The sequence below is a fragment of the Pseudomonas matsuisoli genome, from assembly GCF_014647635.1.
GTDB lineage: Bacteria > Pseudomonadota > Gammaproteobacteria > Pseudomonadales > Pseudomonadaceae > Pseudomonas_P > Pseudomonas_P matsuisoli.
The window spans coordinates 1-23079 of the sequence record NZ_BMPO01000013.1 but is presented as its reverse complement, the minus strand read 5'-3'; the positions used below and the strand labels follow the sequence as shown (position 1 = coordinate 23079).

Below are 23079 nucleotides of genomic sequence, written 5' to 3'. Positions count from 1 at the left end.
GCGTCTTCCGACCCCTGGCCGATACGGCCTGCCTCGCTGGCGGTGCGGGGTCAGTCTCCGCGTGAACGCGGACCAGCCCTTTCAGGCCGGGCGTCGCACACCGTGCGTCGTAAGAGGTTGATCAGGCGGTTGATTTTGATGCTGAACGGGGTTGACAGGCTTGCGGCTCATGAGAATAATGCGCGCCACGTTGGCTACGTAGCTCAGCTGGTTAGAGCATAGCATTCATAATGCTGGGGTCCGGGGTTCAAGTCCCTGCGTAGCCACCACCTTTTCCAAGGGGTTCAGTGAAAGCTGAATCCCTTTTTTTATGCCTGCGTTTTTCTAGGCATCCGCACCGAACGCGCGAGTGTTGCGCGTTCGGCTAGCGTCGTTCTTGGCCTACATCCCGACGATGCGTTGCCAGCACGCGCCGCTTTTCTCCTCACACACATTCTTGGGGCCGCAGCAGACCGGGCAGATCGATACGTCATCGCCCGCTGTTACCTTGCTCACCGGCTGAAGCGTGCCACTAGAACCCGCTCCGGCGGGCTTAGCGTTCCAACGCTTCAACGCGCTTGCGTCCAGCAATTGAATGCCGCGTTCGTGGGCGAAGGACCTAGCACCGCGGGTGAACGCGCCGTCAGTAACGATGAACCCACCGACCGCGCCCTCGGCCGCCATGGCGCCAAGGCAGTCGTGAATAGCGTCGATACCGACTTTGCTCGAGCGCCAGTGTTGGTAGAGCGCGACATGCTTTTCGCTATCTTTGAGCAAAAGGAAGTGGCTCTCTTCGCGAGCGCCCTCCCCATTCACGTCAACGAAGGAAAAGCCGTTCCGGACAAAAGCCTCCCGCACCCGCGCCTCGAACACCTGCCAGCTAACGCCGTCGAGTGTTTTTTCTGATTCAAAAACGCGCGCGACGCCATCAACGCGTTTGCGCTGTTTGTCCCGCGCGAAAATTGACGCCGCCGCTCCGCACAGCAATGCCAGCGGCAGCAGGTATTGGCCGACGCTGGCGAGGGTACGAAGCGATTGCCCTGGCAGTGCATTCGCCATCAATTTGGGATCGGTGACTGTGACGATGGGCTGACCGACATAGGCGCGCAGCCATAGAAAGCTGAATGCGGCGAGCGCGAGCGTTAGCCACCACGGGAATTTCGCGGCGACATACATTAGGTCTTCAAGGGGAGTTGTCTTGTGACGGCGGGCCATTCCTTTAACCTCGGAGGTGAATCAGTTCTGTGGCGATATGCCATGTCGCGCACGCTAACCCGCCGCGAGAGCGCCGTAAAGCCCGCAAAAAGTACTAGTCAAACGACTTTCCCTACGTTTTAACCCGCCATCGCCGTAGGACCGTCGAAGCGCCTTTCGTCGAGTTTTCGCGGAAGGGCCGCAGCTCGGCGATCTCCCGTCCGCTCCTCATCACTGACCCAGACGGTCCGGCAGGTTCCGAGCCTTTTGCACTTGACAGAAAGGCCGTCCGGTGGCCGACCAACGGTGATCTAGGAACAACCCGCCGGGCCGATATCTGGAACGTCCCAAGCCGCACATGGCGGGGGCTGCCGCCACCGGGAGGGGCTCTATGTTTCTTCGTAATATTAAGGTCGCGCCCAGGGCTGCGATCTGCTTCGCCTTGATCGCGATGGTCGTGTTACTGCTGGGTATGTATGCCCTGCGGCAATTGAGCGTGATGCACAGCGAAGCATCCCGCGTGCGGGAGGACAGCCTCGCCAGTTATGCGCGGCTGGGTGAGCTGAACGAAAATATTCTTCGCGTACGCGTAGTGGCATTTCGTCTGTATGTGGATCGCGATCCAAACGAGGTCAAGGAAAGCACCGCCCGCGCCGACGAACTCACGCAGAAGCTCAAGACTGCCAACGAGCAATACGCTCGGCTGCTGAGCTCTGACGCAGAGCGCGAGCAGTACCAGATTTTCAATGGCCTTTTGAACGAATACTTCGCAATCAATCAGCAGGCCGTGAACTTCTCGACGCAAGGGCAGCTCGACGCTCTTCGTGCCTTGTTGGGAGGCGATTACAAACGGATTTCGGATGCGCTGGGCGAATCCTACAAAGCGCTTATCGCCATCAATCGCAAGACTGCCGACGATGCTGCAGCCCATTCGACCGAGGTGTACTCCGGCTCGATGACGGGGATCATCACCTTCATCATCATTGCGGCCGCGCTGACCATAGCGTTGGCGCTACTGCTGACCCGTAGCATCGTCGCGCCGTTGAAAGAGGCCCTTGCTGCGGCAAAAACGATAGCGGCGGGCGACCTGACGCGGACGTTGCACGTTAGTGGCAAGGATGAACCTGCGGAGCTCTTGCACGCAGTCGCAGAAATGCAGGCCAGCTTGCGCGACACGATCCAATCCATCGCCGATTCGTCCAACCAGCTCGCCTCGGCTGCCGAAGAGTTGAACGCGGTAACCGAAGACGCCAGCCGTGGATTGCAACTACAGAACGGTGAAATCGAGCAGGCCGCGACGGCGGTCAACGAGATGACTACCGCGGTGGACGAAGTGGCCCGCAACGCCGTTGCCACATCGGAAGCCTCTCGCGAGTCGGATCACGTTGCGCGCAACGGTCAGAAGGAAGTCAATCGCGCAGTCGAATCCATCAATGCCTTGGCGCAAGATGTCAACGGCACGGCAGCGCAGGTCGAGGAGCTGGCGGCAAAGATTAACGGCATCACCCGAGTGCTGGACGTTATTCGTACGATCGCCGAACAAACGAACCTGCTCGCCTTGAATGCCGCCATCGAAGCGGCGCGCGCAGGGGAAGCAGGCCGCGGCTTCGCCGTGGTCGCGGACGAGGTTCGCGGGTTGGCACATCGCACCCAGGAATCGACCCGAGAAATCGAGACCATGGTGAAAGGCATCCAGGGCGATACATCGGGTGCTGTTCAAGCGATGCAATCAAGCAACGAGCGCGCTCATTCAGCGAAGGAGATCGCCCAGGCGGCGGGTCAATCGCTGGAAACAATCACAGCCGCAATCAGCCAGATCGCCGAACGCAACCTAGTTATTGCCAGTGCGTCCGAAGAGCAGGCACAGGTGGCGCGTGAGGTGGACCGGAACCTAGTGAACATTCGGGATCTTGCAATGCAGAGCGCAGCCGGCGCCAACCAGACGAATGCCGCCAGCCAGGACCTGTCCAGGCTGGCCGTGGACCTCAATGGGTTGGTGCAACGGTTCAAGCTGTAAGCGCGAGCATTTATTACCGGGGGAACAGTTGTCGCGGGCCCGGCGAATGGCCGCCCCGCGGATGGCCGTCCCGCCCGCTCCCACACATGGGGAAGCGGCCTGCCGGAGGGGGCCATGTCCGCGACAGGTTCGACGAGTCATTGCGGCTCAACGGGTCGAAAATCCTTTCGCCGCGTGCCAGTTGAAGCCGGCATCACCTGGTCCGAGAATAGCGTGCCGACTATCGTCGGCCCTTTGCCACAAGCGCGCCATTCCAGGCCCCTGTCCAGGACCATCATGAAAGACGATTTCGATAACATTAGGGCGGAACGTGACGTTCCCTTTTCCCGCCAACAACCGTCCACCAGCCATGCCGGGCTATGGAAACAAATTGCCTTGGGCATCATTGTGGGGTTCGGCGCTCTTACCGTGATCGGAGCGGTTGGCTGGGCGCTGGTTGCCAAGTGGGCACTCAGCAGCCTGCAGGTCCATATCCCGTGATCGAAGCGTTTCACATCGCTGGTGGGTCGCTAATGAAGAGTGAATATTCTTTTCACGGAATTTTTACAGGGGGAGGCGCATAGTCCACACAGCTGAACGGATTCGGCCTCCTCTTGGTGTGTGTGTTATGGCCCGCTTCGCGCGGGCCTTTCTTTTGCCCGACGAAATGCCATAACTGCACTGACATTTGCCTAACAGCATGCGCAGTGAACGTCGTGTGTCCCGCGCACGCATGGCATGCGTGATGCAGACTCCAGAAGCGAATATTCAAACAAGGTATGGCAGCTCAGCGTCCGGTCGAGCAATAGTGACGATCCATGCCTCAAGCCGCGTAGCCCGCGCCGCACGGCTTGCCTCAACTCCCTCTTATAGGGCGTGAACTGCCCACCCCTTTGCCGCGGCGCGCTGCGCCGACCCTCGCAAATCGCGAACGAAATCGTCACGCCAGGTCGCCAGATTCTGCTTGCGCAGCACGCGCATCATGTTTTCCCAACGGTCCTTACGCTCGGCCAGGGGCATGCGCAGGGCCCGGTCAAGCGCCTCGGCCATCCCCATCCGGTCGTAAGGATTGACGATCAGTGCGGAGGTCAATTCGCGAGCTGCACCTGCGAAGCGGGACAGTACGAGCACTCCCGGATTTTGCGGATCTTGCGACGCTACGTATTCCTTGGCCACCAGGTTCATGCCGTCGCGCAAGGGTGTTACCAGGCCAATCGATGCGGTCCGGAACAGCCCCATCAAAATTTTTCGATCGTGGCTTTTGTTCAGGTAATGCACGGGCATCCAGTCGAGGTCCGCGTAGCGGCCATTGATATGGCCCGCCTGCGTCTCCAACTGCTGGCGAATACGCTGATACGTCTTTACGTCCGAGCGTGACGTCGGTGCGATCTGAACGAACTCCACTTCGCGGTGATGCTCGGGATAGTTGTCCAGCAATTGCTCATAGGCTTCGAAACGCTCCACCAGCCCCTTGGAATAATCGAGGCGATCAACGCTGATGATGGTCTTGCGCGGTTCGCCTTCGCGTCCACGACCGGAAATGTGGCGGCGTCCCTTGTAGCTCGCCGCCAGCTCCTGGATCTCGTCGGGCATGATCCCAATAGGGTACGCCGCGGCTTTGAAGGTGTGTCCGTAGGCCGTCATCGTATTGTTCTTGCTAACCACGCCACGGACTTCGCGCGTGATGTAGTCCTCGAAGGCCTGACGGTCGACTTCGGTTTGGAAGCCCAGCAGGTCGTAAGCGCACAGCGTCCTGAACAACTCGTTGTGTGGCGGTATCGAGGTGAGGGTTTCGGGTGCGGGGAATGGGATATGAAGAAAGAAGCCGATGCGGTTGCGAACGCCCAGCTGCCGCAGCTCGTCCGCAAATGGAATGAGGTGGTAATCATGAACCCAAATGATGTCGTCCGGCTGCAGGAGTGGTTTCAGCTGCTCGGCGAGCATCGCGTTAACCCGGCGGTAACCTTCATATTCCTTGCGTAGGTAGCGTGATAAGTCCACGCGGTAGTGGAACGTCGGCCATAACGTTGCGTTAGAGAAGCCGCGGTAATAGTTGTCATAGTCGCGCTTCGTCAGGCCAATCGTCGCGTACGTTATGTTGCCCTGCGTTTCGCAGACCAGCATCGGGTTGCTGGAGGTTTCGCCATTCCAGCCAAACCAGATACCGCCAGACTCACGTAACGCATCGTAAACACCTACTGCCAATCCGCCCGCCGCGACCTTGCCTTCCTTGATTGGTGCGACACGATTGGATACCACTACCAAGCGGCTCATTTCGGGCCTCCCCTCTCTATTTGATCTTCACTAATGCTCGCCGCATGGGCGAGTAAATCGTCCAGCCAAGTACCCACGTGGGCGACGGAATCGAGCCGATAGTGTGCGCAGGTCTCGCCTTCCCCCACTTTTATGGATATCCCCCCAAGCGCATTGACCACTTCGAATCCGGCCTCGTCGGTCAGGTCATCGCCGAGAAAGACCGGTGTCTTTCCTGCGAACGGTGGCTCTTGCAGGAAAGTGCGAATGACTTCGCCTTTACTCGCACCTTTGGGCTTCAATTCGAAGACGCACTTGCCTGGCTGTACGACCAGCGTGGGATATCGCTCGATGAGCGCATGCACCAGCGCGCGAATGTCGGCTTCCAACTCGGGCGCTTGCCGGTAATGAAGGGCAAACGCGATTCGCTTGTTCTCCACCATCAGCCCGGGGTACCGATCGACCGCGGCGGCAAGCTCTGCCTCCAGAGCGACGCGCATGACATCGTCCAACTTTAGGGCTTGCTCTGCACCGTCAGCGGATCGCCTTTCAGCACCATGAACACCCGCGGCGGGCAGCGTCAGTGGCTGCAGCAACGTATCGAGCTGGACCAGCGGCCTCCCCGAGACGACCGCGACTGCCGCCCCAAGCGCTTGAAGACGCGACAGCGCATGGTGGGTGGCGCCAGGAATGAATACGAGTTCCGGGCGAGGTTGGATGTCTGCCAACGTGCCGTCGACATCGAAGAAAAACGCTGTATCGCGGAGGCTCAGCCGTCCGCTGGGGATTGATTCGCTCATGCCTTTCAGACTGGTGGCGAATCCTCAGCGTTCCAAGGGTTATTCGTATTCACGTGTTTCGTCGACCGAGCGGTCCGCTTGCGGCGGTTTCGCCGACGGTACTGAATCTTTCCCGCAACGTTCGAGTCACTATTTCAAGTGTATTGACGAGGTACAGAACGATGAGCACAGAGCGCAAACCGTATACCCCACGAGAGATCGACGATACGGAAGACCGCATGGGATCCATCGATCAGTTGGATTTCAGCGAACGGCAGGATGAGCGTCAGGGGCGTGTCGGCGATGAGCGTTCGCCCGAAGAAGCGGAACGCGAATTTCCAGACGAGCGCGTGCAACAAGCCGGCTTGAGTGGCGGGGAGACACTGGGTACCGGCATCCACGAAGATGGCGTCAGCATGGACGACGTAAGCCCCGAGACGCTACTGGACGAATCGGGCGCACGTTCGCCACGGGAGCCCGGCGATGCCTATCCCGCCGACAAGGAATTGACCGAAGTGGATGCAGGGGACATCGGCGGCGGGTATGGCCTCGATGAAGCTGAGCTCGGTCGTCGTCATCCGCTGGATGACAAAGCTTGGGACGGCGATCCAACCGAGCCGCTCGAGCCAGAGCCCGGCGTTACGATCGACGATGAATTGGCGGGCGATGATGCCCTCGAAGCGAATCGCAAGCACACGCGGGACGGCGGCTCCTTCGGCGAGTGAGCCGCGACAGGATCTAGTCGAATAATGTGCAGGCCATCACAAGCGCATCTTCGCGTCCGTCGACGGCGGGATAGTAGTCCCGCCGTCGGCCGATCTCGTTGAAGCCATAGCGCTCATATAGGCGGTACGCCGACTGATTGCTGGCTCGTACCTCCAAGAAGCACTCGTTGGCTTTCAGCTCACTCGCCCGCGCCATCAGGCGTTCCAAGAGGCGCAGGCCCAGACCGCGCCCCTGACTTTCAGGCTTTACCGTGATGTTAAGTAGATGGGCCTCGTCGACGATCACGTTGATCACGCCATGCCCTACCTGCTGCTGGCCTTCGAACATCAGCCAGCACTCGTAGGACTTGAGCGCATCCAGATAGATACCCCGCGTCCAGGGATGGCTGAACGCGGCATATTCAATCTTGAGCACGGCATCCAAATCCGCCTCGATCATTCGGCGAAAGCTAACGGCGTCCGTCATTCCTGTTGTTCCAACCAGCGCTGGCGTATTGATCGCATTGCCTTCCAAAGGGACGCCTTGCGTTGAGGCTCGTCCATGATGTCTTCCAAGCCTGGCATGGCGAAGCCGGTGCCCAGGCCGTCGATCTGCATTTCGGTGTCGTAGCTGTCCTGATCACCGTTTCCAGCAAAGCGGACGGCGGCGTGGCCGACCAGCCATAGGCAGTGGCATCGGTCGCCTGCGTCCATTCGCCCGGCAATGAACCCCTGCACGTAGTCGCGGGCCGCCGCGGGGCCCTGATCGAAGTTTGTTCCGGCGAATTGCGGCCATCGAACCGGCTCGCCGATCCACTCCGGGCTGTCCGTAAGCCCAGCCGCGCGCAGGATATCCTTGAGCAGAAGATAAGCCGGATCACGGCGCTGGAAGGGTTCGCCCGTGGGCAAGTCGACCAGGAGCAGGCACTTACCCGCGCGCGCGAGTTGTAGCGTGAACCGAGGCGGCGCGGCCGGTGCCGATGCAGGCGCTGCAGCGGCGTCTTCCACGACTTCAGCCGCAGGCGCTTGGACCGAGACAGCGGGCTGGGCTGGCGTATTGCCTTTGCCAATGCCCTGCTTTATTCGCTCGGCAAGCGACAGTCCCTTCGCCGCCGGCGGGATCGTTCGCACCGAGGGCCGTTCCGCGACCGGCTCGCTGGCGGGCACGACCGACGCCTGCAACACCTCAAGCGCAACAGCCGGCTCAGGAACGGCATCGGTCCTTACCACGATGGGCTGCAGCAGCTCGGGACGCGAGGGCGCCGCGAACGGTAATTCGCATCTCGGCAACCAGGTATTGATTTGCATCGCGTCCAGGTAAGCCCTACGACGGCCTTCTTCGATCATTGCGATCCTTGAATCTGCGGGTTCTGCGCTTTCGATACGCGGGATTGTCGCCGGAAACGCCGATCAGGCAAAGCGCGGCCGATCGATTCGTCCATCGCACTTCTTGTCGAGAACGGCTGAGACACAGGCACAGCTGCAGTACAATTCCCGCTTTTTTCACGAAGCCCTTCGCCCAATGATCGATCCCAAACGCGTTCTGCGCGCCCTTGCTGAACACTGGACGTTGCTCGAGCCGCTCTGCGAACGCTTCGATGCGGGCACGCTCAGCCTTCCGGAGTTGCGTCTTCAACTCGGCGCCGCGCTGCAGGACGCCAGCCCCGCCGAGATCACCGCGCTACTGGACCAGTGGATACGCCTGGACATTCTAGTGCCGGTAGCCAAGAGCCCTAACCGGTTCGAACTCAATGCACAGATTCACGACTTCCTGGCTTATCTACGTCGCGAGCACCGGCTCGGCTTGTGCCTGGAAATCGAAGCGTACCTGCGCCATCTGGAACGCCTTGCGGGGCATATCCAGGATGCGTTCGAAATTCGGGATGGGCAGGACCTGGCGCGGCAGCTACGGCTGCTGGATATGCGCGTCCGGGATGTCCTGAAAAAACTCGATAACGACGAGCAGGCACTGGTTGGCGTCGCCGAGCGCGCCAAGACAGGCGACCGGCAAATCCCCCTCCGCCAGCGCTACGCCGAGGTATTGGCCACCTGGGACGAATATGTCGAACCCATGATCCAACTCGTGGCGGCGGACGGGGCCTTCGAACAGGGCGTCCGGCGTGTCGAGCAGGTCCTGCTGCGGCTACTCGGCGAACAGCAACGCCTGGGCCAGCTCGTGGACGACGATCTGCTGTTGCGCACGCACGCGCGCATCCTCGAGATGCAAACGAGCGCTCAGCTGACCCTCCGCCGGGCGCGCGAGCTGCTGTTGCCATTGCGCGAAGAGGCTCGTCGGCATAACGCGGTAACGCGTGGCGCAGCCCTTGCGCTGTCGGTGATCCGCAAGCGCGGTCTCGACGCCGTGCCCCAGGCCGCGATGCCGCTGTTCACCCGTCCGCAAAGCAACTTTTTGGGCGCCGCCAGCCAGGTCGAAGCCTACGTCTACGCGTTGGCGCGCTTCCAGCCCAAACCCGCGCTTTTTCCCAAGGCCACCGGCAACCGTAAAAGCGGCACGGCGCGCGCGCCACAAACCGCCCGGGAAATGCTCGATCGTTGCGAACAAGCGCTCCCTCTGCCGGACCTCATGGCTTGGCTATTGGAACAAGAGCCTGAAGGAGCGACCGATGAGTTGCTGTATTGGTTCTCCCGGCTGTCCCGCGACCCACGATTCCAACGCGAACGCCTGGAGCGCCGCGAGTACCTCACGGCCGGGCACCACGTCAGCCTGAGTTCCTTCGCGCTGCTGTCACCCCCTTCCGTTCAAGGCTAACAACGTGCGCGTGTGGATGATGCCTGTCTTACGCGCGACACCTCAGTGAGTGCCACGATGAATATCGATTTGAAAGAAATGACGCAGTTGGCGCCGATCTTCCGCGAACTGTTCAAGGGCTACCACCTCTCGCGTAGCGAGCCGGAATGCTACGCGCAGCTATCCACGATGCAGGACCAATACCGCGCGCTGTTCAAGGCGCTCGGTTATGAACTGGTTTGCGACCCGCGCGGCTTTTATTACTTCGTACCCGAGCAAGTCAGTGTCGGTGTCAACAAGACCGCGCAACGCCTTGCGCTGTTCACGTTCATTCTCGTGGAGAGCCTGGCAGATCAAGGGCGTGATCCGCTCGCCGTACTTGATGGCGGAACCGTCGGGCGCGATGAGCTTCCCGCGCTGCTGGAAAAGTACCGTGACCTGTTCGTGCAGGCAGAGGTAACGACCCTCGAAGAACTCGAGGAAAAGATCATTCGGCGCCTGACACAGCTCGGGTTCGCCGAAGACAGCAATGGTATCTACCGCTTTCTTCCACCGATGCATCGATTCCTCGACGTCTGCCTTTCCGTCCAACAGGACCGCGACCTCGCGGCGACACTGCACAGCAAGGATCTTCCGCTCCCTGCGCCGGTGCTGCTCGACGAGCAAAGTGCAGAGGAATCCGAGGAAGACGCGTTGGCTCGCGCCATAGCCGAAGAACAGGAGTTTGACGCATGACCCAGGAACGCTATGGCATCCGCCGCTTTGCACTACTGAACACCGCTGGATACAGCCTTGGCCTGTTTCCGCTGGAAAACCCGCTGTCGGTATACGGCGCGAACAACCTCGGCAAGTCCGCGTCGATCAATGCGCTGCAGTTTCCAATCCTTGCGCGCATGTCGGACATGAGCTTTGGCAAGTACAGCCTGGAACAATCACGCAAATTCTATTTCGCAACCGACACCAGCTACATCCTGGTGGAAATCGCGCTGCCTCACGGGCCGCACGTCATCGGGGTGGCTGGGCGCGGCCCTGGGGGCGGCTTCGGGCACCAATTCTTCGCCTATGCCGGCGAGCTGAAGCTCGAACACTATCAGCAGAACGGCACCTGCCTTCGCCAGCGGGAATTGTTCAAAGCGCTGGCGACCGACGGAATCAATGCATACGAACTCAAGCCCGACGAACTGCGCCGTTTGCTGGTGGGCGGGCATACATCGATTCCGCTCGATTTGACGCTGATTCCCCTCCGTTCCACCAGCGAGCAAAGCCTGAAGACGTTCCGCGCACTGTTCATCAACTTGCTGCACATGCGTGAGATCACCGCGGCCAAGCTCAAACAGCTGTTTCTGGACGCCTTCGAACACAGCCTTCGCTCCGGTAGCGTCGATTACATTGCCGCGACCGAAGAGGCATTCCGGGATGTGCGGCGCATGGAGGGCGACTACCGCGCGCTGGTCTCCGCCGGCCCGCTTGTCGAGGCCCTGTCATCCGGTGTGAGTCAGCGAGACATTCTCCGAGGCAAACTCCATCGTCTTTCGCCGTTACTCGACTCACTTCTGGGTACCTGGCAGGACTATTCCGGTGATCGCAAAGCGGAGCTCGTGGCGCAGGCAGAACACTTCCAGCAGGAGCAGGATGGTCTGCAGCAAGGCCAGCGGGACAGCACGCAGGAACTGATGCGCCTCGAGCGCCAAATCAGTGATTTGCAGCGTTGGCTTGGTGAGCTTTCAGTTCTGAAGAACCGGTTCGCTCTGGTCGATGACGTCAAGGTTTTAGAGCAGCAACTTCTGGCGGCAAAAGATGCTCACGACGAACTCGCTGGCGCATTGGCTCAGGCGCGACAGTTCTCGGCCGATGACCTGGGCGAGCGTGTTCGCGATTTGGAAACACGGTTGCGCACCGTCAAGCAACAGCTCGACCATGCGGACAACAACAGCTATTCCCGTTTGCGCGAGGAGTTTTCCCAGCAGGATGTCGACCGGCTCATGCGGTTGTTCAATGGGCAGCTGTTCAGCTTGCCGCTGGGTGAGAAAGGCATCGTGCTCGATGGCGAGGGCGCATGGGTCAAGTCTATCGAGGCGATACTCGATGGCTTCAAAGGCGAACAGTTTGAGGCACCGGGACTGTCCATCGATCTGTCGAACATCGACCCGCCCGCGCTGCAGGCGCTCGCTGATCGCGCAGCACTTCGCGACCAGAAGGATCGTCTTGAGCGAGAGCTCAAGCAGCTCAAGACGCAGCAGGCCATTGCCGCGGATAAAGCGGCCAGCAAAGCGCAGGCTGAATCGCTTTACCAGGCGGTCCTCGATGCGCAAAAAGCCGTTGAGGAATTCCGTAAATGCCAAACGCTGATGGCCGAAGAGCCCAGCAAACTGGAGTCACTGGCCGAATCCGAAGCGCGCCAGGAAGAATTGCAGCGATCCAGTGACGCCTTCAGCGAGCGTGTTCAACAACTGTCGGCAAAGCTGCAATTAATTGGTCGACAGGTAGCCGATCTCGAGGCCAAAGAGCGCACGCTGGATGACGCGCTACGCCGTCGCCAGCTGCTGCCGGCCGATCTTCCATTCGGCACGCCCTACATGGAACCCGTCGATGATTCGCTGGATAACCTGCTCCCACTGCTCAACGACTATCAGGACAGTTGGTCCGCACTTCAGCGGATCGATGGGCAGATAGAAGCGCTTTATGCCCAGATCCGCCTTAAAGGTGTCGCAAAGTTCGATAGCGAAGATGATCCAGAGCGTCGTCTTCAACTGTTGGTCAATGCCTATGCCCACCGGCAGGATGAGGCCCTAACGCTCGCGAAAGCACGCCGCGCAGCGGTAACCGATATCGCACGCACGCTGCGCAATATCCGAAGCGATTACGACAATCTCGAACATCAACTGGCGCTGTTCAACCGGGAGATCAATAAGCGGCAAGTTTCCAACCTGCAGAGCTTCAGAATCGTGCTGGCCCCGAATAAGGACGCCTTGCGCCACATCGACCAGATCATCCATAGCGCCGGGCAATATGAGGAAGGTGAGACGCTGTCTGTCTTCGATCTTTCTCATACGGCAGAGCAGGATGCAAAGAACGAAGAGGCGAAGGAGTATCTCGCTCGTCTAGTGGCGGCCAATCAAAACCAGTTGGGCTTGAAGGACCTTTTCGAGCTGGCGTTCGAGATTACCAAGGTGCATGGGCAGCCCGTCATCCACACCGACATCGATGGCGCAGCGTCGAATGGGACGACCATGACCATTAAGGCGCTTACGAATATGTATCTGCTGCTGCACTTGATGGACCGCGAGCAGGCAGGCCGCATACGTCTCCCCTACTACCTCGATGAAGCTGCCGATATCGACGAACGAAACCAGCAAGCACTCATCGAGACAAGCCTGCAACTTGGATTCGTACCTATCCTTGCATCGGTAAAACCCCAGGTGTCTGCGCACGTTGCAATCGATTTGGAAGGCGGCAGCGGTCCGTCCGGAATCTATATCGACGAGGCCGACTGGAAGTACATCAAATCCCGCGTGTCTCGCGCTGCGGCAGCGGAAGAACGGGAAGCGGATCTCTCCACCTGAGCGAAAGTCGGCTGAACTCCGGCTTTCATCCCAGCGTGGCGTCGCTGAAAGGCGCGCTTTATCGGCAATACAAAAACGCCCGATGCATGGATTGCATCGGGCGTTTTAAGTCATGCAGGGTACAGTTGAAAGTCGGACTTATTTCACTACTTTGAGGCTCGGCCGGCCGCTGGGACGCGGTGGCTCGTCATCAGGGCCCTCGTCTTTCGGCCCACGGTCCACCTCGGGCGCCACCGGTGCGGCATCCTCGGCGACGGTGGGTGCTTCCGTCTCGAACACCATGCCCTGGCCGTTCTCCCGCGCGTAAATCGCCATGACCGCTGCCGCTGGAATGAACAAGTTGTGTGCAACGCCACCGAAACGGCCTTCGAAGCTAACCGCGTCGTTTCCTAGATTCAGATGGCGTACCGCGCTCGGCGATACGTTGAGAACGATCTGCCCCTCACTTGCATACCCGTCCGGCACCTGGACATTCGGATATTCCACACCAACCAACAAATGCGGCGTGCATTCGTTATCCACGATCCACTCATACAGCGCACGAATTAAATAGGGACGACTCGAGGTCATGTATACACTCCTCTTTGATCAGCGCATGTCGCGCTCAACTTGCGACAAACTTGCAATGAAACTGTCCCGCGCGAATGCGCGATCCATGTAATCGAGCAACGGCTTCGCGGGGCGCGGCAGCTCGATCTCGAGGATCGGCAAGCGCCATAGAATCGGTATCAGACAGCAATCCACAAGGCTCATGTCGTCGCTGAGGAAGAACGGCTTTTCGGCGAACAGCGCCGATACTCCCGTCAGGCTTTCTCTCAGCTCTTTGCGCGCCTGTGCACGCAAATTCGCATTCTGTCGCGTATCGAGTATTCGGTCGACCAATACGCACCAATCGCGCCCTATGCGATGCATCAGCAGACGGGAATTCGCGCGCGCCACTGGATAGGCAGGCAACAGCGGAGGGTGCGGATAGCGTTCTTCGAGGTACTCGAGAATGACAGTGGTCTCGTAAAGGCAGAGATCGCGATCGACCAGCGTTGGAACGCTGCCATAGGGATTCAGCTCTGCCAGTCGCGAGGGGCATTGGCCCAGCGGCACATCGACGACATCTACTTCGACCGCTTTCTCTGCAAGCACGAAGCGCACACGGTGCGAATAATGGTCAGCAGGATCTGAAAAACAGGTCAGCCGGTTCACTGCAGCCAAGACATCCCTCCTTGTTCGACGTGCAACGCGTCCTCACTTACCGCCAACAGATAACGGGCGGGCCCATGCAAGACGCGGATACATACGGGAGGCCTCTTCAAAAGCGAGCCTGCACCGTAAAAAAAAATGCATAAAAAAACGCCCAGCTCCCTGGGGATCTGGGCGTTTTCTCGTAACCAGGCGATTAACGCTTGGAGTACTGAGGACGCTTACGTGCTTTACGCAGGCCGACCTTCTTACGCTCGACTTCACGAGCATCACGCGTAACGTAACCGGCTTTACGCAGCGGGCTGCGCAGGGTTTCGTCGTACTCGATCAGAGCGCGGGTGATACCGTGACGGATAGCACCTGCTTGACCGCTTACACCACCGCCAAGGACGGTAACGTAGACGTCAAATTTCTCGACGTTTTCGGTCAGCTCGAGCGGCTGACGAACAACCATGCGAGCGGTTTCACGACCGAAGAACTGCTCGAGGCTGCGGTTGTTGATAGAGATCTTGCCAGTACCCGGACGCAGAAAAACGCGTGCGGTTGCGGTCTTGCGACGGCCAGTGCCGTAATTTTGAGTCGCCGACATAATGAACTATTCCGTCAAATCTTCAGTTCTTGGGGCTGCTGAGCGGTGTGCGGGTGAGCGGCACCCTTGTACACCTTCAGCTTGCGGTACATGTCGCGACCCAGCGGGTTCTTGGGCAGCATGCCCTTGACCGCGGTCTCGATCACACGCTCAGGCGCCTTGGCGATCAACTTTTCGAAGTTGATCGACTTGATGCCACCCGGAAAACCGGAGTGAGAGTAGTACATCTTGTCAGTGGTCTTGGCACCAGTGACACGAACTTGCTCAGCGTTGATAACGACGATGTAATCGCCAGTATCGACGTGAGGCGTGTACTCAGGCTTGTGCTTGCCACGCAGGCGGCTAGCGATTTCGGTGGCCAGACGACCCAGAGTCTGACCCGCAGCGTCGACGACGAACCAATCGCGCTTAACGGTTTCCGGTTTAGCAGTAAAAGTCTTCATTCTTTATAGCCTCAGGGGCCGCCCTGAAAATAAGACGGCGAATCTTACTGAATAGTGCACGCCCTGGCAAGCTCAGGGCAGCCGAATCCAGACGCTATCGGGGGCTCGGGTCATCGCGTCCTATTACGGCGTAGTTGGCAGGCTAGGCATCCCCTACCTCTGCTTCCCGGCAGGCTAGGCATCCCCGCCAGGAAAGCTGCGGAATTATCCAGATTGCACAGAAAATAGCAACCTGATTTGATGGTCGCCTTTCAACTAAGCGAGGATTGTATCGATGGAGTACCGGCAGCTAGGTCGTACGGACCTGAACGTCAGCGCACTTTGCCTGGGTACGATGACCTGGGGCGAGCAGAACACACAGCAGGAGGCATTCGAGCAGATCGAGCGGGCCAAGCGAGCCGGCATTAACTTTATCGATACCGCCGAGATGTACCCTGTTCCGCCGCGCCCTGAAACCTACGCGCGTACCGAAGCCATCATTGGCCACTATTTCAAGGCACGCGGCGACCGCGCCGACTGGATTCTCGCCAGCAAGGTTGCCGGCCCCGGTAACGGCATCAGTCACATTAGGGATGCCCAGCTGAAATTCAACCGCACGCATATCGTCGCGGCGCTGGATGCCAGCCTCCAGCGACTACAGACCGACTGGATCGACCTCTATCAGTTGCATTGGCCGGAACGTCGCACCAACTTTTTCGGCAAGCTCGGGTATCAACACAATGAGGAGAGCTTTACCTCGTTTGCGGAGACACTCGAAGCACTGGAAGAGCAGGTCAAAGCGGGAAAGATCCGCCATATAGGCTTGTCGAACGAGACGCCGTGGGGGCTGACCCAATTTCTGGGCCTGGCCGAATCGCGCGGATTGCCCCGCGTCGCTTCGATCCAGAACCCCTACAGCCTACTCAATCGCACCTTCGAGGTGGGACTGGCGGAAATCGCCATTCGCGAGCAGGCCGGACTACTGGCTTACTCGCCGCTCGCTTTCGGCATGCTAACCGGCAAATACGAAGATGGTGCAAAGCCCAACAACGCGCGGCTCACGCTTTTCGAGCGTTTTCAGCGCTACAACAATCCTGAAAGCATTGCTGCCACATCCCGCTATGTCGCGCTCGCACGCGAGCATGGTCTGGACCCGGCGCAAATGGCACTCGCGTTCGTCACCTCCCGCCCGTTCGTTACCAGCAACATCATTGGCGCAACATCACTGCAACAGTTGGAAAGCAACCTCGCCAGCGTCGAGCTGACGCTGAGTAACGAGCTGCTCGAGAAGATCGAAGCGCTTCATAAACGTCAGCCGAATCCCGCCCCTTAGCTAGAGCAATGATTGCTGCTGATCACCGGGCCGCTGGCGATCGCGTCGTGATGCCAGACGGTCCGCAAGGCGAGTAGGTTCGGGCAGTCGATATTTGGTGACGTAGCGCAATACAAGCTCAACGGAGGTTGCAAGGCTCACTCGATGCCCAGGCGAAACGATCAAAGGGCGCACGCGCTCTTTGCTGCGCACCACGTGCCCGATGACCTCGCCGCGATCATGCAATGGAACACTCGAACCCCGGGTGTCGGGCAATGGTGAATGCTTGCCCGTAAGAATCTTCTTCGCCACACCGATCGCAGGCAACCCGGTCGCCACGCCAAAATGCGCCGCGATGCCAAGCCGACGCGGATGCGCGATACCCTGACCGTCCACGAATACGAGATCTGGACGCTGGGGCAACCTTTTCAACGCCTCGAACAAGGCAGGCAGCTCGCGAAACGATAACAAACCTGGGATATACGGCATCGATGTTGGGATGCGAGCGAGGCTTTCGGCAATGGGCTGCAGGGTTTGCGCATCAAGCAACACGATGGACGCGCGAGTTATCGTTCCCCCCTCTTCGAAACCTACATCCGCGCCCGCGATGATCCGTAGCTCAGGGAAATCGTCTTCCAAGCATACTTGACGGGCCAGTTCCGTTTGCAGCGCGCGGGCGCCGGCAGTACTGCCATCCCAATCCTGAAAAGGTACGCTGTCGCTCATAGACCCTCCAAAATAGGTTGGAGGGTTCATTGCCCGCGCAGGTTCGTCGTCTACGGACGGTGTGGCCGAGAAAGAAATTCGTGGGACTGCATTTCCAGCAGGCGGCTGAGTGTGCGCTGAAACTCGAAACTAAGACGCCCGCCCGTATAAAGGTCTTTCAGCTCGACTTCCGCCGAGATGATGAGCTTCACGTTACGATCGTAGAACTCGTCGACAAGGTTGATGAAGCGGCGGGCAATATCGTCCGATGCCACACCCATTTGCTCGACATTGGCAAGGATCACCGCATGGAAGATCTTGCCGAGCTCGATGTAGTCGTTTTGGCTACGAGGGCCGTCGCACAGCTCCCGAAACTCGAACCACGCGACGTCGCCGCTAACTTTGCGAGCCGTCAGCGCGCGATTTTCGACCGTTAGCGAAACGCCCTCCTCCACCTTGCTACCCTCGGGAAGCAGGCTTTTGAAACTCTTGAGCAACTGGGCTTCGACTTCTTCGCTCAAGGGATAGTGGAACAACTCGGCCTGCTCCAATGCACGCAAGCGGTAGTCGACGCCGCTGTCGACGTTTACGATTTCCGTGTGTTCCTTGAGCAACGCAATGGCGGGCAGGAAACGCGCCCTCTGTAGACCATCCTTGTACAGGCCATCCGGTACGATGTTGGACGTCGCGACAAGGCTGACCCCGTTCTTGAACAGTTCGTCGAGCAACGTTGCCAGGATCATCGCGTCGGTAATATCCGAGACGAAAAACTCGTCGAAACAGATCACTCGCGCTTCATCGGCAAAGCGCCGTGCGATGACGGTCAGCGGGTTCTTTTCGCCCTTCAGGGTCCGCATCTCTTCATGCACGCGCTTCATGAAGCGATGGAAGTGCGTGCGCATCTTCTGCTCGAACGGAAGTGCATCGAAGAAGGTGTCAACCAGGTAAGTCTTGCCGCGACCGACGCCGCCCCAGAAATACAGTCCCTTTACGGGGCCTTGTGGTTTCTTTCCAAGCAACTTCCCAAACAACCCTGGCTTGCTAGGCTCGCCCGCTGCGATCAAATCGTCGTACAAACGCTGCAAATGACGTACGGCATTTTCCTGCGCCGCGTCATGAAAGAAATCGGGGCGTTTCAGGTCGGCCTGGTAGCGCTCTAGGGGAGTCATAGCGGATTCAGATGGCTAAACGGGGCAAACACTGTAGCCGCGAGGTCTATGACTCGCAAGCCAGGGCAACCCTGGCTTGCTACGGCTCCGCCTCTTCGCGTAGAAACTAGGCGCCTGGCAAGCGCAGGTTACCCTCAGCTGGCCAAGCTTTGCCGGATGCGTTGCGCGAAGGCTTCAGCGTCAACCGCGCTCGCGAGTGGCTCGCTACGTGCGACGACACAGTCATCCGCAAGCACGACCGCAGACGTCTCCTCGACACGAACAGAGACCTCCGCACCACCTTGCAGCCCTTTGCTTGCGAGGCCAGCAGATTTGCCGTCATCGAAGGGAACGGAGAGCACCAATTGCTCTCCGTTCACGTCCAGCAGCCGGAAGCGGAACTTGCCCTCCTCGTCGCGGAAGCTGACGAAGCGCAGGGTCTTTTCCGCTTTTTTCTTCCGGGTTTCTTGTGTGACGGTTTGAGCCCGGAATGAGCGCAGACCCACCGACTCACGTAAGCGCTCCAGGAACGGCGTCGCCGTCTGACGTGCTTTGGTGGCTCCGGCAAGCAAGATATCTTCCAGATCCGCAGGTCGCTCCATAAGCTGCTGATAACGCTCGCGCGCCTCGCCGAGCTCGGCATCCAGCAATTCGAACAGCCGCTGTTTCGCTTCACCCCACGCGAGCCCACCTAATAACTGCTCCCGGAATTCGGCTAGTTGCTGCGCGGAAGCAAACGCTTGATACAGGGTAAATAGATGCGAGTTGTCCGGATCCTTGGGCTCGCCTGGCAAGTGAGAGTCCGTCACGATACGGGCAATCACGTCCTTCAATTGCTTCGCAGAGCCGAACAACGGAATGGTGTTGTCATAGCTCTTCGACATTTTTCGGCCATCGAGCCCGGGGAGCGTTGCCACGTCTTCCTCAACGATCGCTTCGGGTAGAACGAACAATTCCTCGCCTTTACCGAAGAGATGGTTGAATCGCTGCGCGATGTCACGCGCCATCTCGACGTGTTGAATTTGATCCCGCCCTACCGGAATACGGTGCGCATTGAACATCAGGATGTCGGCGGCCATCAGGATTGGGTAGCTGAACAACCCCATGGTGACGCCAGCATCGGGATCTTCGCCCTGCTCGACATTCTTGTCCACGGAGGCTTTGTACGCATGCGCGCGATTGAGCAAGCCCTTGCCGGCGACGCATGTCAGCAGCCACGTAAGTTCGGTGATCTCGGGAATGTCGGATTGACGATAGAACGTTGTCTTGTCCGGATCCAGACCACATGCAAGCCAGGTCGCAGCCAGTTCCATTCGGGAGCGTTGAATACGGGCAGGGTCATCGCATTTGATGAGCGCGTGATAGTCCGCGAGGAAATAGAACGAATCCGTTCCTGGGTCGCGACTCGCGATGATGGCGGGTCGAATAGCGCCAGCATAGTTGCCCAGGTGCGGCGTGCCGGTTGTCGTAATGCCAGTAAGAACGCGAGTGGTCATGGGTAACGGTCTGTCTCGTCAGAGGCGTGGCTGAACCAGATCGCGCAGATCGGTCAGCTTGCCGTGAAAAAAGTGGCCGCATTCTGCCACTTTCAGCAATTCATGTGGACGCTCGGCGTACCCCTGACTCCAGGCATAGACCTCTTCCGGCGCAATGACCTCGTCCGCGTCCGGCTGAATGATCGTCATCGATGACTGAGTCGATAGTTCCATGCCCTTTGGCAACCGCATGACAGCAGGCGCGACCATGAAGAGCTTGGCTACCGTTTCGTCTCGTGCCTCCAGACGCCCTGCCAGCGCTGCCGCGACAAACCCGCCAAATGAGAATCCCAGAATGACAAGTGGCAGATCCGGATAGCGTGCCCGAAGCCAGTTCGTTGCCGATTCGGCGTCGTCCACCTCTCCTAGCCCCATATCGTGTGCGCCCTCGCTTGCTCCGGTTCCACGGTAGTTGAAGCGCAAGGTCGTGTAGCCAGCATCACGCGCTGTGCGCTGCAAGGTTGATACGACCTTGTTCAGCATCGTTCCGCCTTGGACAGGATTTGGGTGGCAAACCAAGGCGATCCCCTTGGCATCTGGTACTTCGAGCAAAAGCGCCTCGAGCGCGCCAACTGGCCCCTCGAGTGTGACAGGTGTTTCACGCATGACTGGATAGAACTCCATTGCGAGGTGAGGAATGTTTGTGCTCCGCGGACGCACCAGCGGACAACCGTGCCCACCTATTGGATAATGCGGCCCGGCTGCACAACGCACCCGCCCAAGACTTGAAAAGAGCGCCTGAATTTATGCTGCTCGGATCGGGTCGAACGTCTCGGTATACAGCGCAGGCTTGAGCCGTTAACGTAATGCAAAGCTCCCTATAGAGGAAGGACTCGTGGAACAGTCGCTCATGGCCTGGTTATTGCCAGTGCTCACACTACTTGCCGGTATCGGCATCGGTTTCGTTATCGCACGCGCTGTACCCGGCGCGGCGCCCTCGCGTACTCAGCGTCAGCTGGACGAAATGCAGGAAAGGTTCGAAGCCTATCAAAGCGAAGTGGTTACCCACTTCAACACGACGGCAAACCTGGTCCGCAAATTAACTAAGAGCTACCAGGATGTTCAGGAACATTTGTCCGAAGGGGCGAATCGCTTAGCGCTGGACGAAATGACAAGGCAGCGTTTATTAGCCTCGCTTCACGAAGATGACCGCTATTCCAACTCGAAAGAGCGGCTAAGAGCACCGACAGGTACGGAAGCACCAAAAGACTACGCTCCTAAGGGAGACGACGTTACAGGCGCGCTTAGCGACGATTTTGGCACCATAAAACACTGATATCGTTATCGCAGCACAAAAAGGCCGCCAGCGCATCGGCGTTGGCGGCCTTTTTGTTGGGTACGTTTTCACACAAGGATGGACAGCGGTGCATTTTGAGATAGAGGTGAGACGTACCGCCGTATTATGTTCGTAAGCAGCGACCCAACCATGGCCGCAGCGGCCGTTCGCAGCCCTGTGTACCGGTCCTAATATCTCCGTCGTTCTAGCTTCGGCCTAAACAAACACACTCTTAACCAAATCGATGGCGCCTACACGTGTCTATTCCGTTGATCACATGGGCGAGTCCTCTCCGTTTCAGCAGCAGCCGGTCTAGATAAGCGCTAGGACGCAGCAGGGCGGTAGCGTATCGATGCCTCCTGAAATGCAGCAATGCAATCCCTTCCAAGGCTGACATGCTAAGTGCACAACAGGCGATGAGCATAAGCGCAGCCAATACGCATATGGGAAGCGGGTAGTGAATCGTCCGCTAGCGCAAATAAGCAATTCGGACACGTAAGTCTATGGCGAATAAGGCGGATCCGCGTAATCAAGAGCAGACACGTATCGCTGCACCTCGAAGGGTACGAGGCAGTGCGCGGTAAGCCCTTTCGATCCAATGCTTACGGGCGCCAACCTAATCACCCGCACTTGGTTACGCATGCAATGCCCATGTCGGGAGATCCGAGAACAGCTTCAGCGCTTCACAAAAGTCGCAGCATGTGTTTAGGTAATACTTACTAACAATTATTTCAATTGTTCAGTAGGCCCTTCCAGGCGCTTTTATAAAGACGTAGCGGCAGGCCCTTCGTTAGAAAATGGCCTAGCCAACCTCCAGTTAAGAAGAAGGAATGTCTGCGTGAAAATATCGAAAGCAGTATCTGCGTTCATAGCCAGCCTTGCTCCTTTTGCCTTCGCGGAAGGTCCGGCCGATAAAGTCGGCCAGGGCCTTCCAGCCGTGAAATATCAATACGGCATGAAGCTTGATGTTGAGCAAGTACTCTACCGCACAGACAATTCTGACAAGATCGGCGTGGCGCCCACCGAAGTCGTCTATCGCGATACGTCTGGCGCCTTGCACAAGATTCAATTCATGGAATGGGGCGGTCGCAGCAGCGTTAGCTGACGTCATTACAGAGACGGCGCTTGCAGTAGGCGCCGTTTCTACCATCTCTACTTCGCAAGCCCGATAGCGGCGATACCTACGCCTGCCTGTGAGGCGCACAAAATCCTCAAAACCCTAGCCTCAACGGAAGCCGGCTCAAATCCGCCGTTTGTGGCATCCCTCAACGCATCCAGTACGCCGTAAAGCGTAAGCACGTTCGGATCAACAGCTTCCAGCACAAGCGCGTAGGCCGCCGTAGCGGTAACCACGCGCTCTCGTGCCCTTCTCATGCCGCTATTTTCCGCCCGCAAAAGAAAACCCCCAGTCTCTTTCGAGGCTGGGGGTTTTAGGTATAGGTGCTTGACGATGATTCCGACGCTCTATGATCGTCAAGCAATTGGGTTGGGGAATCGGTGTTGAGTCGCTTCCCCGAATGGGTATGTGATGTGGCTTAGGTGTCTTTTACAAGTCCTGCCAAGCTTTCGGCTTACATCGGCTTCGACCGTTCGAGCACCCACTGCACAAGGCAGATTGTTTGGGTGTTATATGGTCAAGCCTCACGGGCAATTAGTATGGGTTAGCTCAACGCCTCACAGC

At 58.5% G+C, this 23079-nt stretch carries 22 protein-coding genes, 1 tRNA gene and 1 pseudogene; 11 read left to right on the top strand and 13 right to left on the bottom strand.

Annotated elements, in window-relative coordinates; genetic code table 11:
• Positions 1-192 precede the first annotated feature (192 nt).
• Positions 193-269 (top strand) — tRNA-Met (locus IEY47_RS20040).
• Positions 270-381: 112 nt separating this feature from the next.
• On the opposite strand, the gene IEY47_RS20035 is transcribed toward IEY47_RS20040, so the two are convergent.
• Entirely contained in the window at positions 382-1194 is an 813-nt protein-coding gene (locus tag IEY47_RS20035; protein ID WP_188986032.1) for a restriction endonuclease, read from the bottom strand.
• Between the two features lie 337 nt (positions 1195-1531).
• Between IEY47_RS20035 and IEY47_RS20855 the strand changes: the two are divergent.
• The 3 genes and pseudogenes from IEY47_RS20855 to IEY47_RS20025 all read left to right on the top strand — a co-directional run.
• Positions 1532-2335, top strand: a pseudogene (locus IEY47_RS20855) (MCP four helix bundle domain-containing protein); the annotation flags it as partial.
• Positions 2327-3190 carry a methyl-accepting chemotaxis protein gene (locus IEY47_RS20850; protein WP_373293645.1) on the top strand — a complete coding sequence of 288 codons (864 nt, stop codon included), beginning with the start codon at positions 2327-2329 and terminating at the stop codon, positions 3188-3190. The pseudogene IEY47_RS20855 and the gene IEY47_RS20850, both read left to right, overlap by 9 nt.
• 276 nt (positions 3191-3466) lie before the next feature.
• Positions 3467-3670, top strand: coding sequence for a hypothetical protein (locus tag IEY47_RS20025; RefSeq protein ID WP_188986028.1), 204 nt, complete (start codon positions 3467-3469; stop codon positions 3668-3670).
• Positions 3671-4036: 366 nt separating this feature from the next.
• Here IEY47_RS20025 and otsA read toward each other — a convergent pair whose 3' ends face one another.
• On the bottom strand, positions 4037-5443 hold the full coding sequence (gene otsA / locus IEY47_RS20020; protein WP_188986026.1) for an alpha,alpha-trehalose-phosphate synthase (UDP-forming): 1407 nt from the start codon (positions 5441-5443) through the stop codon (positions 4037-4039).
• On the bottom strand, positions 5440-6222 hold the full coding sequence (gene otsB, locus IEY47_RS20015) for a trehalose-phosphatase (protein ID WP_188986024.1): 783 nt from the start codon (positions 6220-6222) through the stop codon (positions 5440-5442). Before otsB ends, otsA begins: the two co-directional genes overlap by 4 nt.
• Before the next feature lie 161 nt (positions 6223-6383).
• Here otsB and IEY47_RS20010 point away from each other — a divergent pair, with 161 nt between their 5' ends.
• The gene (locus IEY47_RS20010) at positions 6384-6926 is read left to right on the top strand and encodes a phosphotransferase system, HPr-related protein (protein ID WP_188986022.1); all 543 of its coding nucleotides are present in this window, start codon (positions 6384-6386) and stop codon (positions 6924-6926) included.
• 13 nt (positions 6927-6939) lie between these two features.
• On the opposite strand, the gene rimI is transcribed toward IEY47_RS20010, so the two are convergent.
• Positions 6940-7392: a ribosomal protein S18-alanine N-acetyltransferase gene (gene rimI, locus IEY47_RS20005; protein WP_188986020.1), complete on the bottom strand. Its 453-nt coding sequence runs from the start codon at positions 7390-7392 to the stop codon at positions 6940-6942.
• Positions 7389-8252: an energy transducer TonB gene (locus IEY47_RS20000; RefSeq protein ID WP_188986018.1), complete on the bottom strand. Its 864-nt coding sequence runs from the start codon at positions 8250-8252 to the stop codon at positions 7389-7391. Before IEY47_RS20000 ends, rimI begins: the two co-directional genes overlap by 4 nt.
• 175 nt (positions 8253-8427) lie before the next feature.
• On the opposite strand from IEY47_RS20000, the gene mksB reads away from it, so the two are divergent.
• The 3 genes from mksB to mksF are packed head-to-tail and all read left to right on the top strand — an operon-like array spanning position 8428 to position 13217.
• Positions 8428-9675: an Mks condensin complex protein MksB gene (gene mksB / locus IEY47_RS19995; protein WP_188986016.1), complete on the top strand. Its 1248-nt coding sequence runs from the start codon at positions 8428-8430 to the stop codon at positions 9673-9675.
• Positions 9676-9732: 57 nt separating this feature from the next.
• Entirely contained in the window at positions 9733-10389 is a 657-nt protein-coding gene (gene mksE / locus IEY47_RS19990; RefSeq protein ID WP_188986014.1) for an Mks condensin complex protein MksE, read from the top strand.
• On the top strand, positions 10386-13217 hold the full coding sequence (gene mksF / locus IEY47_RS19985; protein WP_188986012.1) for an Mks condensin complex protein MksF: 2832 nt from the start codon (positions 10386-10388) through the stop codon (positions 13215-13217). The genes mksE and mksF overlap by 4 nt, the downstream gene beginning before the upstream one ends.
• Positions 13218-13355: 138 nt before the next feature.
• Here mksF and IEY47_RS19980 read toward each other — a convergent pair whose 3' ends face one another.
• The 4 genes from IEY47_RS19980 to rplM all read right to left on the bottom strand — a co-directional run bounded on the left by IEY47_RS19980 (position 13356) and on the right by rplM (position 15443).
• Positions 13356-13787, bottom strand: coding sequence for a ClpXP protease specificity-enhancing factor (locus IEY47_RS19980; protein WP_188986010.1), 432 nt, complete (start codon positions 13785-13787; stop codon positions 13356-13358).
• Positions 13788-13805: 18 nt separating this feature from the next.
• Positions 13806-14423 (bottom strand): glutathione S-transferase N-terminal domain-containing protein, encoded by a 618-nt coding sequence (locus IEY47_RS19975; protein WP_188986008.1) that lies wholly within the window; start codon positions 14421-14423, stop codon positions 13806-13808.
• 184 nt (positions 14424-14607) lie between these two features.
• Positions 14608-15000: a 30S ribosomal protein S9 gene (gene rpsI / locus IEY47_RS19970; protein WP_188986006.1), complete on the bottom strand. Its 393-nt coding sequence runs from the start codon at positions 14998-15000 to the stop codon at positions 14608-14610.
• Between the two features lie 14 nt (positions 15001-15014).
• Complete coding sequence (gene rplM, locus IEY47_RS19965) at positions 15015-15443, bottom strand: 50S ribosomal protein L13 (protein WP_090447657.1); 429 nt, start codon at positions 15441-15443, stop codon at positions 15015-15017.
• Positions 15444-15717: 274 nt separating this feature from the next.
• On the opposite strand from rplM, the gene IEY47_RS19960 reads away from it, so the two are divergent.
• Positions 15718-16755, top strand: a complete 1038-nt coding sequence (locus tag IEY47_RS19960; RefSeq protein ID WP_188986004.1) for an NADP(H)-dependent aldo-keto reductase — start codon at positions 15718-15720, stop codon at positions 16753-16755.
• On the opposite strand, the gene nfi is transcribed toward IEY47_RS19960, so the two are convergent.
• The 4 genes from nfi to IEY47_RS19940 form a co-directional block, all read right to left on the bottom strand.
• Entirely contained in the window at positions 16756-17460 is a 705-nt protein-coding gene (nfi, locus tag IEY47_RS19955; RefSeq protein ID WP_188986003.1) for a deoxyribonuclease V, read from the bottom strand. It lies immediately after the preceding gene.
• A gap of 50 nt (positions 17461-17510) precedes the next feature.
• On the bottom strand, positions 17511-18608 hold the full coding sequence (gene zapE, locus IEY47_RS19950; RefSeq protein ID WP_188986002.1) for a cell division protein ZapE: 1098 nt from the start codon (positions 18606-18608) through the stop codon (positions 17511-17513).
• Between the two features lie 134 nt (positions 18609-18742).
• Positions 18743-20083 (bottom strand): tryptophan--tRNA ligase, encoded by a 1341-nt coding sequence (locus tag IEY47_RS19945; protein WP_188986001.1) that lies wholly within the window; start codon positions 20081-20083, stop codon positions 18743-18745.
• A gap of 18 nt (positions 20084-20101) precedes the next feature.
• Positions 20102-20728, bottom strand: a complete 627-nt coding sequence (locus tag IEY47_RS19940; RefSeq protein WP_188986000.1) for an alpha/beta hydrolase — start codon at positions 20726-20728, stop codon at positions 20102-20104.
• A gap of 229 nt (positions 20729-20957) precedes the next feature.
• Between IEY47_RS19940 and IEY47_RS19935 the strand changes: the two genes are divergently transcribed.
• Together IEY47_RS19935 and IEY47_RS19930 are read left to right on the top strand one after the other, a co-directional pair.
• A complete protein-coding gene (locus tag IEY47_RS19935) occupies positions 20958-21398 on the top strand; it encodes a Z-ring associated ZapG family protein (protein WP_188985999.1) in 441 nt (146 codons plus the stop codon).
• Between the two features lie 838 nt (positions 21399-22236).
• The gene (locus tag IEY47_RS19930; RefSeq protein ID WP_188985998.1) at positions 22237-22503 is read left to right on the top strand and encodes a DUF2790 domain-containing protein; all 267 of its coding nucleotides are present in this window, start codon (positions 22237-22239) and stop codon (positions 22501-22503) included.
• Positions 22504-23079: the final 576 nt, after the last annotated feature.

What these genes read in the sequence shown, in the direction of transcription:
- rimI (WP_188986020.1), bottom strand. Translation starts at nt 7,392, where the DNA reads ATGACGGACGCCGTTAGCTTTCGCCGAATGATCGAGGCGGATTTGGAT.
- IEY47_RS20035 (WP_188986032.1), bottom strand. Translation starts at nt 1,194, where the DNA reads ATGGCCCGCCGTCACAAGACAACTCCCCTTGAAGACCTAATGTATGTC.
- mksE (WP_188986014.1), top strand. Translation starts at nt 9,733, where the DNA reads ATGAATATCGATTTGAAAGAAATGACGCAGTTGGCGCCGATCTTCCGC.
- otsB (WP_188986024.1), bottom strand. Translation starts at nt 6,222, where the DNA reads ATGAGCGAATCAATCCCCAGCGGACGGCTGAGCCTCCGCGATACAGCG.
- otsA (WP_188986026.1), bottom strand. Translation starts at nt 5,443, where the DNA reads ATGAGCCGCTTGGTAGTGGTATCCAATCGTGTCGCACCAATCAAGGAA.
- nfi (WP_188986003.1), bottom strand. Translation starts at nt 17,460, where the DNA reads ATGAGCGACAGCGTACCTTTTCAGGATTGGGATGGCAGTACTGCCGGC.
- rplM (WP_090447657.1), bottom strand. Translation starts at nt 15,443, where the DNA reads ATGAAGACTTTTACTGCTAAACCGGAAACCGTTAAGCGCGATTGGTTC.
- IEY47_RS20000 (WP_188986018.1), bottom strand. Translation starts at nt 8,252, where the DNA reads ATGATCGAAGAAGGCCGTCGTAGGGCTTACCTGGACGCGATGCAAATC.
- rpsI (WP_188986006.1), bottom strand. Translation starts at nt 15,000, where the DNA reads ATGTCGGCGACTCAAAATTACGGCACTGGCCGTCGCAAGACCGCAACC.
- IEY47_RS19945 (WP_188986001.1), bottom strand. Translation starts at nt 20,083, where the DNA reads ATGACCACTCGCGTTCTTACTGGCATTACGACAACCGGCACGCCGCAC.
- IEY47_RS20850 (WP_373293645.1), top strand. Translation starts at nt 2,327, where the DNA reads ATGCAGGCCAGCTTGCGCGACACGATCCAATCCATCGCCGATTCGTCC.
- mksB (WP_188986016.1), top strand. Translation starts at nt 8,428, where the DNA reads ATGATCGATCCCAAACGCGTTCTGCGCGCCCTTGCTGAACACTGGACG.
- mksF (WP_188986012.1), top strand. Translation starts at nt 10,386, where the DNA reads ATGACCCAGGAACGCTATGGCATCCGCCGCTTTGCACTACTGAACACC.
- IEY47_RS20025 (WP_188986028.1), top strand. Translation starts at nt 3,467, where the DNA reads ATGAAAGACGATTTCGATAACATTAGGGCGGAACGTGACGTTCCCTTT.
- IEY47_RS19980 (WP_188986010.1), bottom strand. Translation starts at nt 13,787, where the DNA reads ATGACCTCGAGTCGTCCCTATTTAATTCGTGCGCTGTATGAGTGGATC.
- IEY47_RS19960 (WP_188986004.1), top strand. Translation starts at nt 15,718, where the DNA reads ATGGAGTACCGGCAGCTAGGTCGTACGGACCTGAACGTCAGCGCACTT.
- zapE (WP_188986002.1), bottom strand. Translation starts at nt 18,608, where the DNA reads ATGACTCCCCTAGAGCGCTACCAGGCCGACCTGAAACGCCCCGATTTC.
- IEY47_RS20010 (WP_188986022.1), top strand. Translation starts at nt 6,384, where the DNA reads ATGAGCACAGAGCGCAAACCGTATACCCCACGAGAGATCGACGATACG.
- IEY47_RS19940 (WP_188986000.1), bottom strand. Translation starts at nt 20,728, where the DNA reads ATGCGTGAAACACCTGTCACACTCGAGGGGCCAGTTGGCGCGCTCGAG.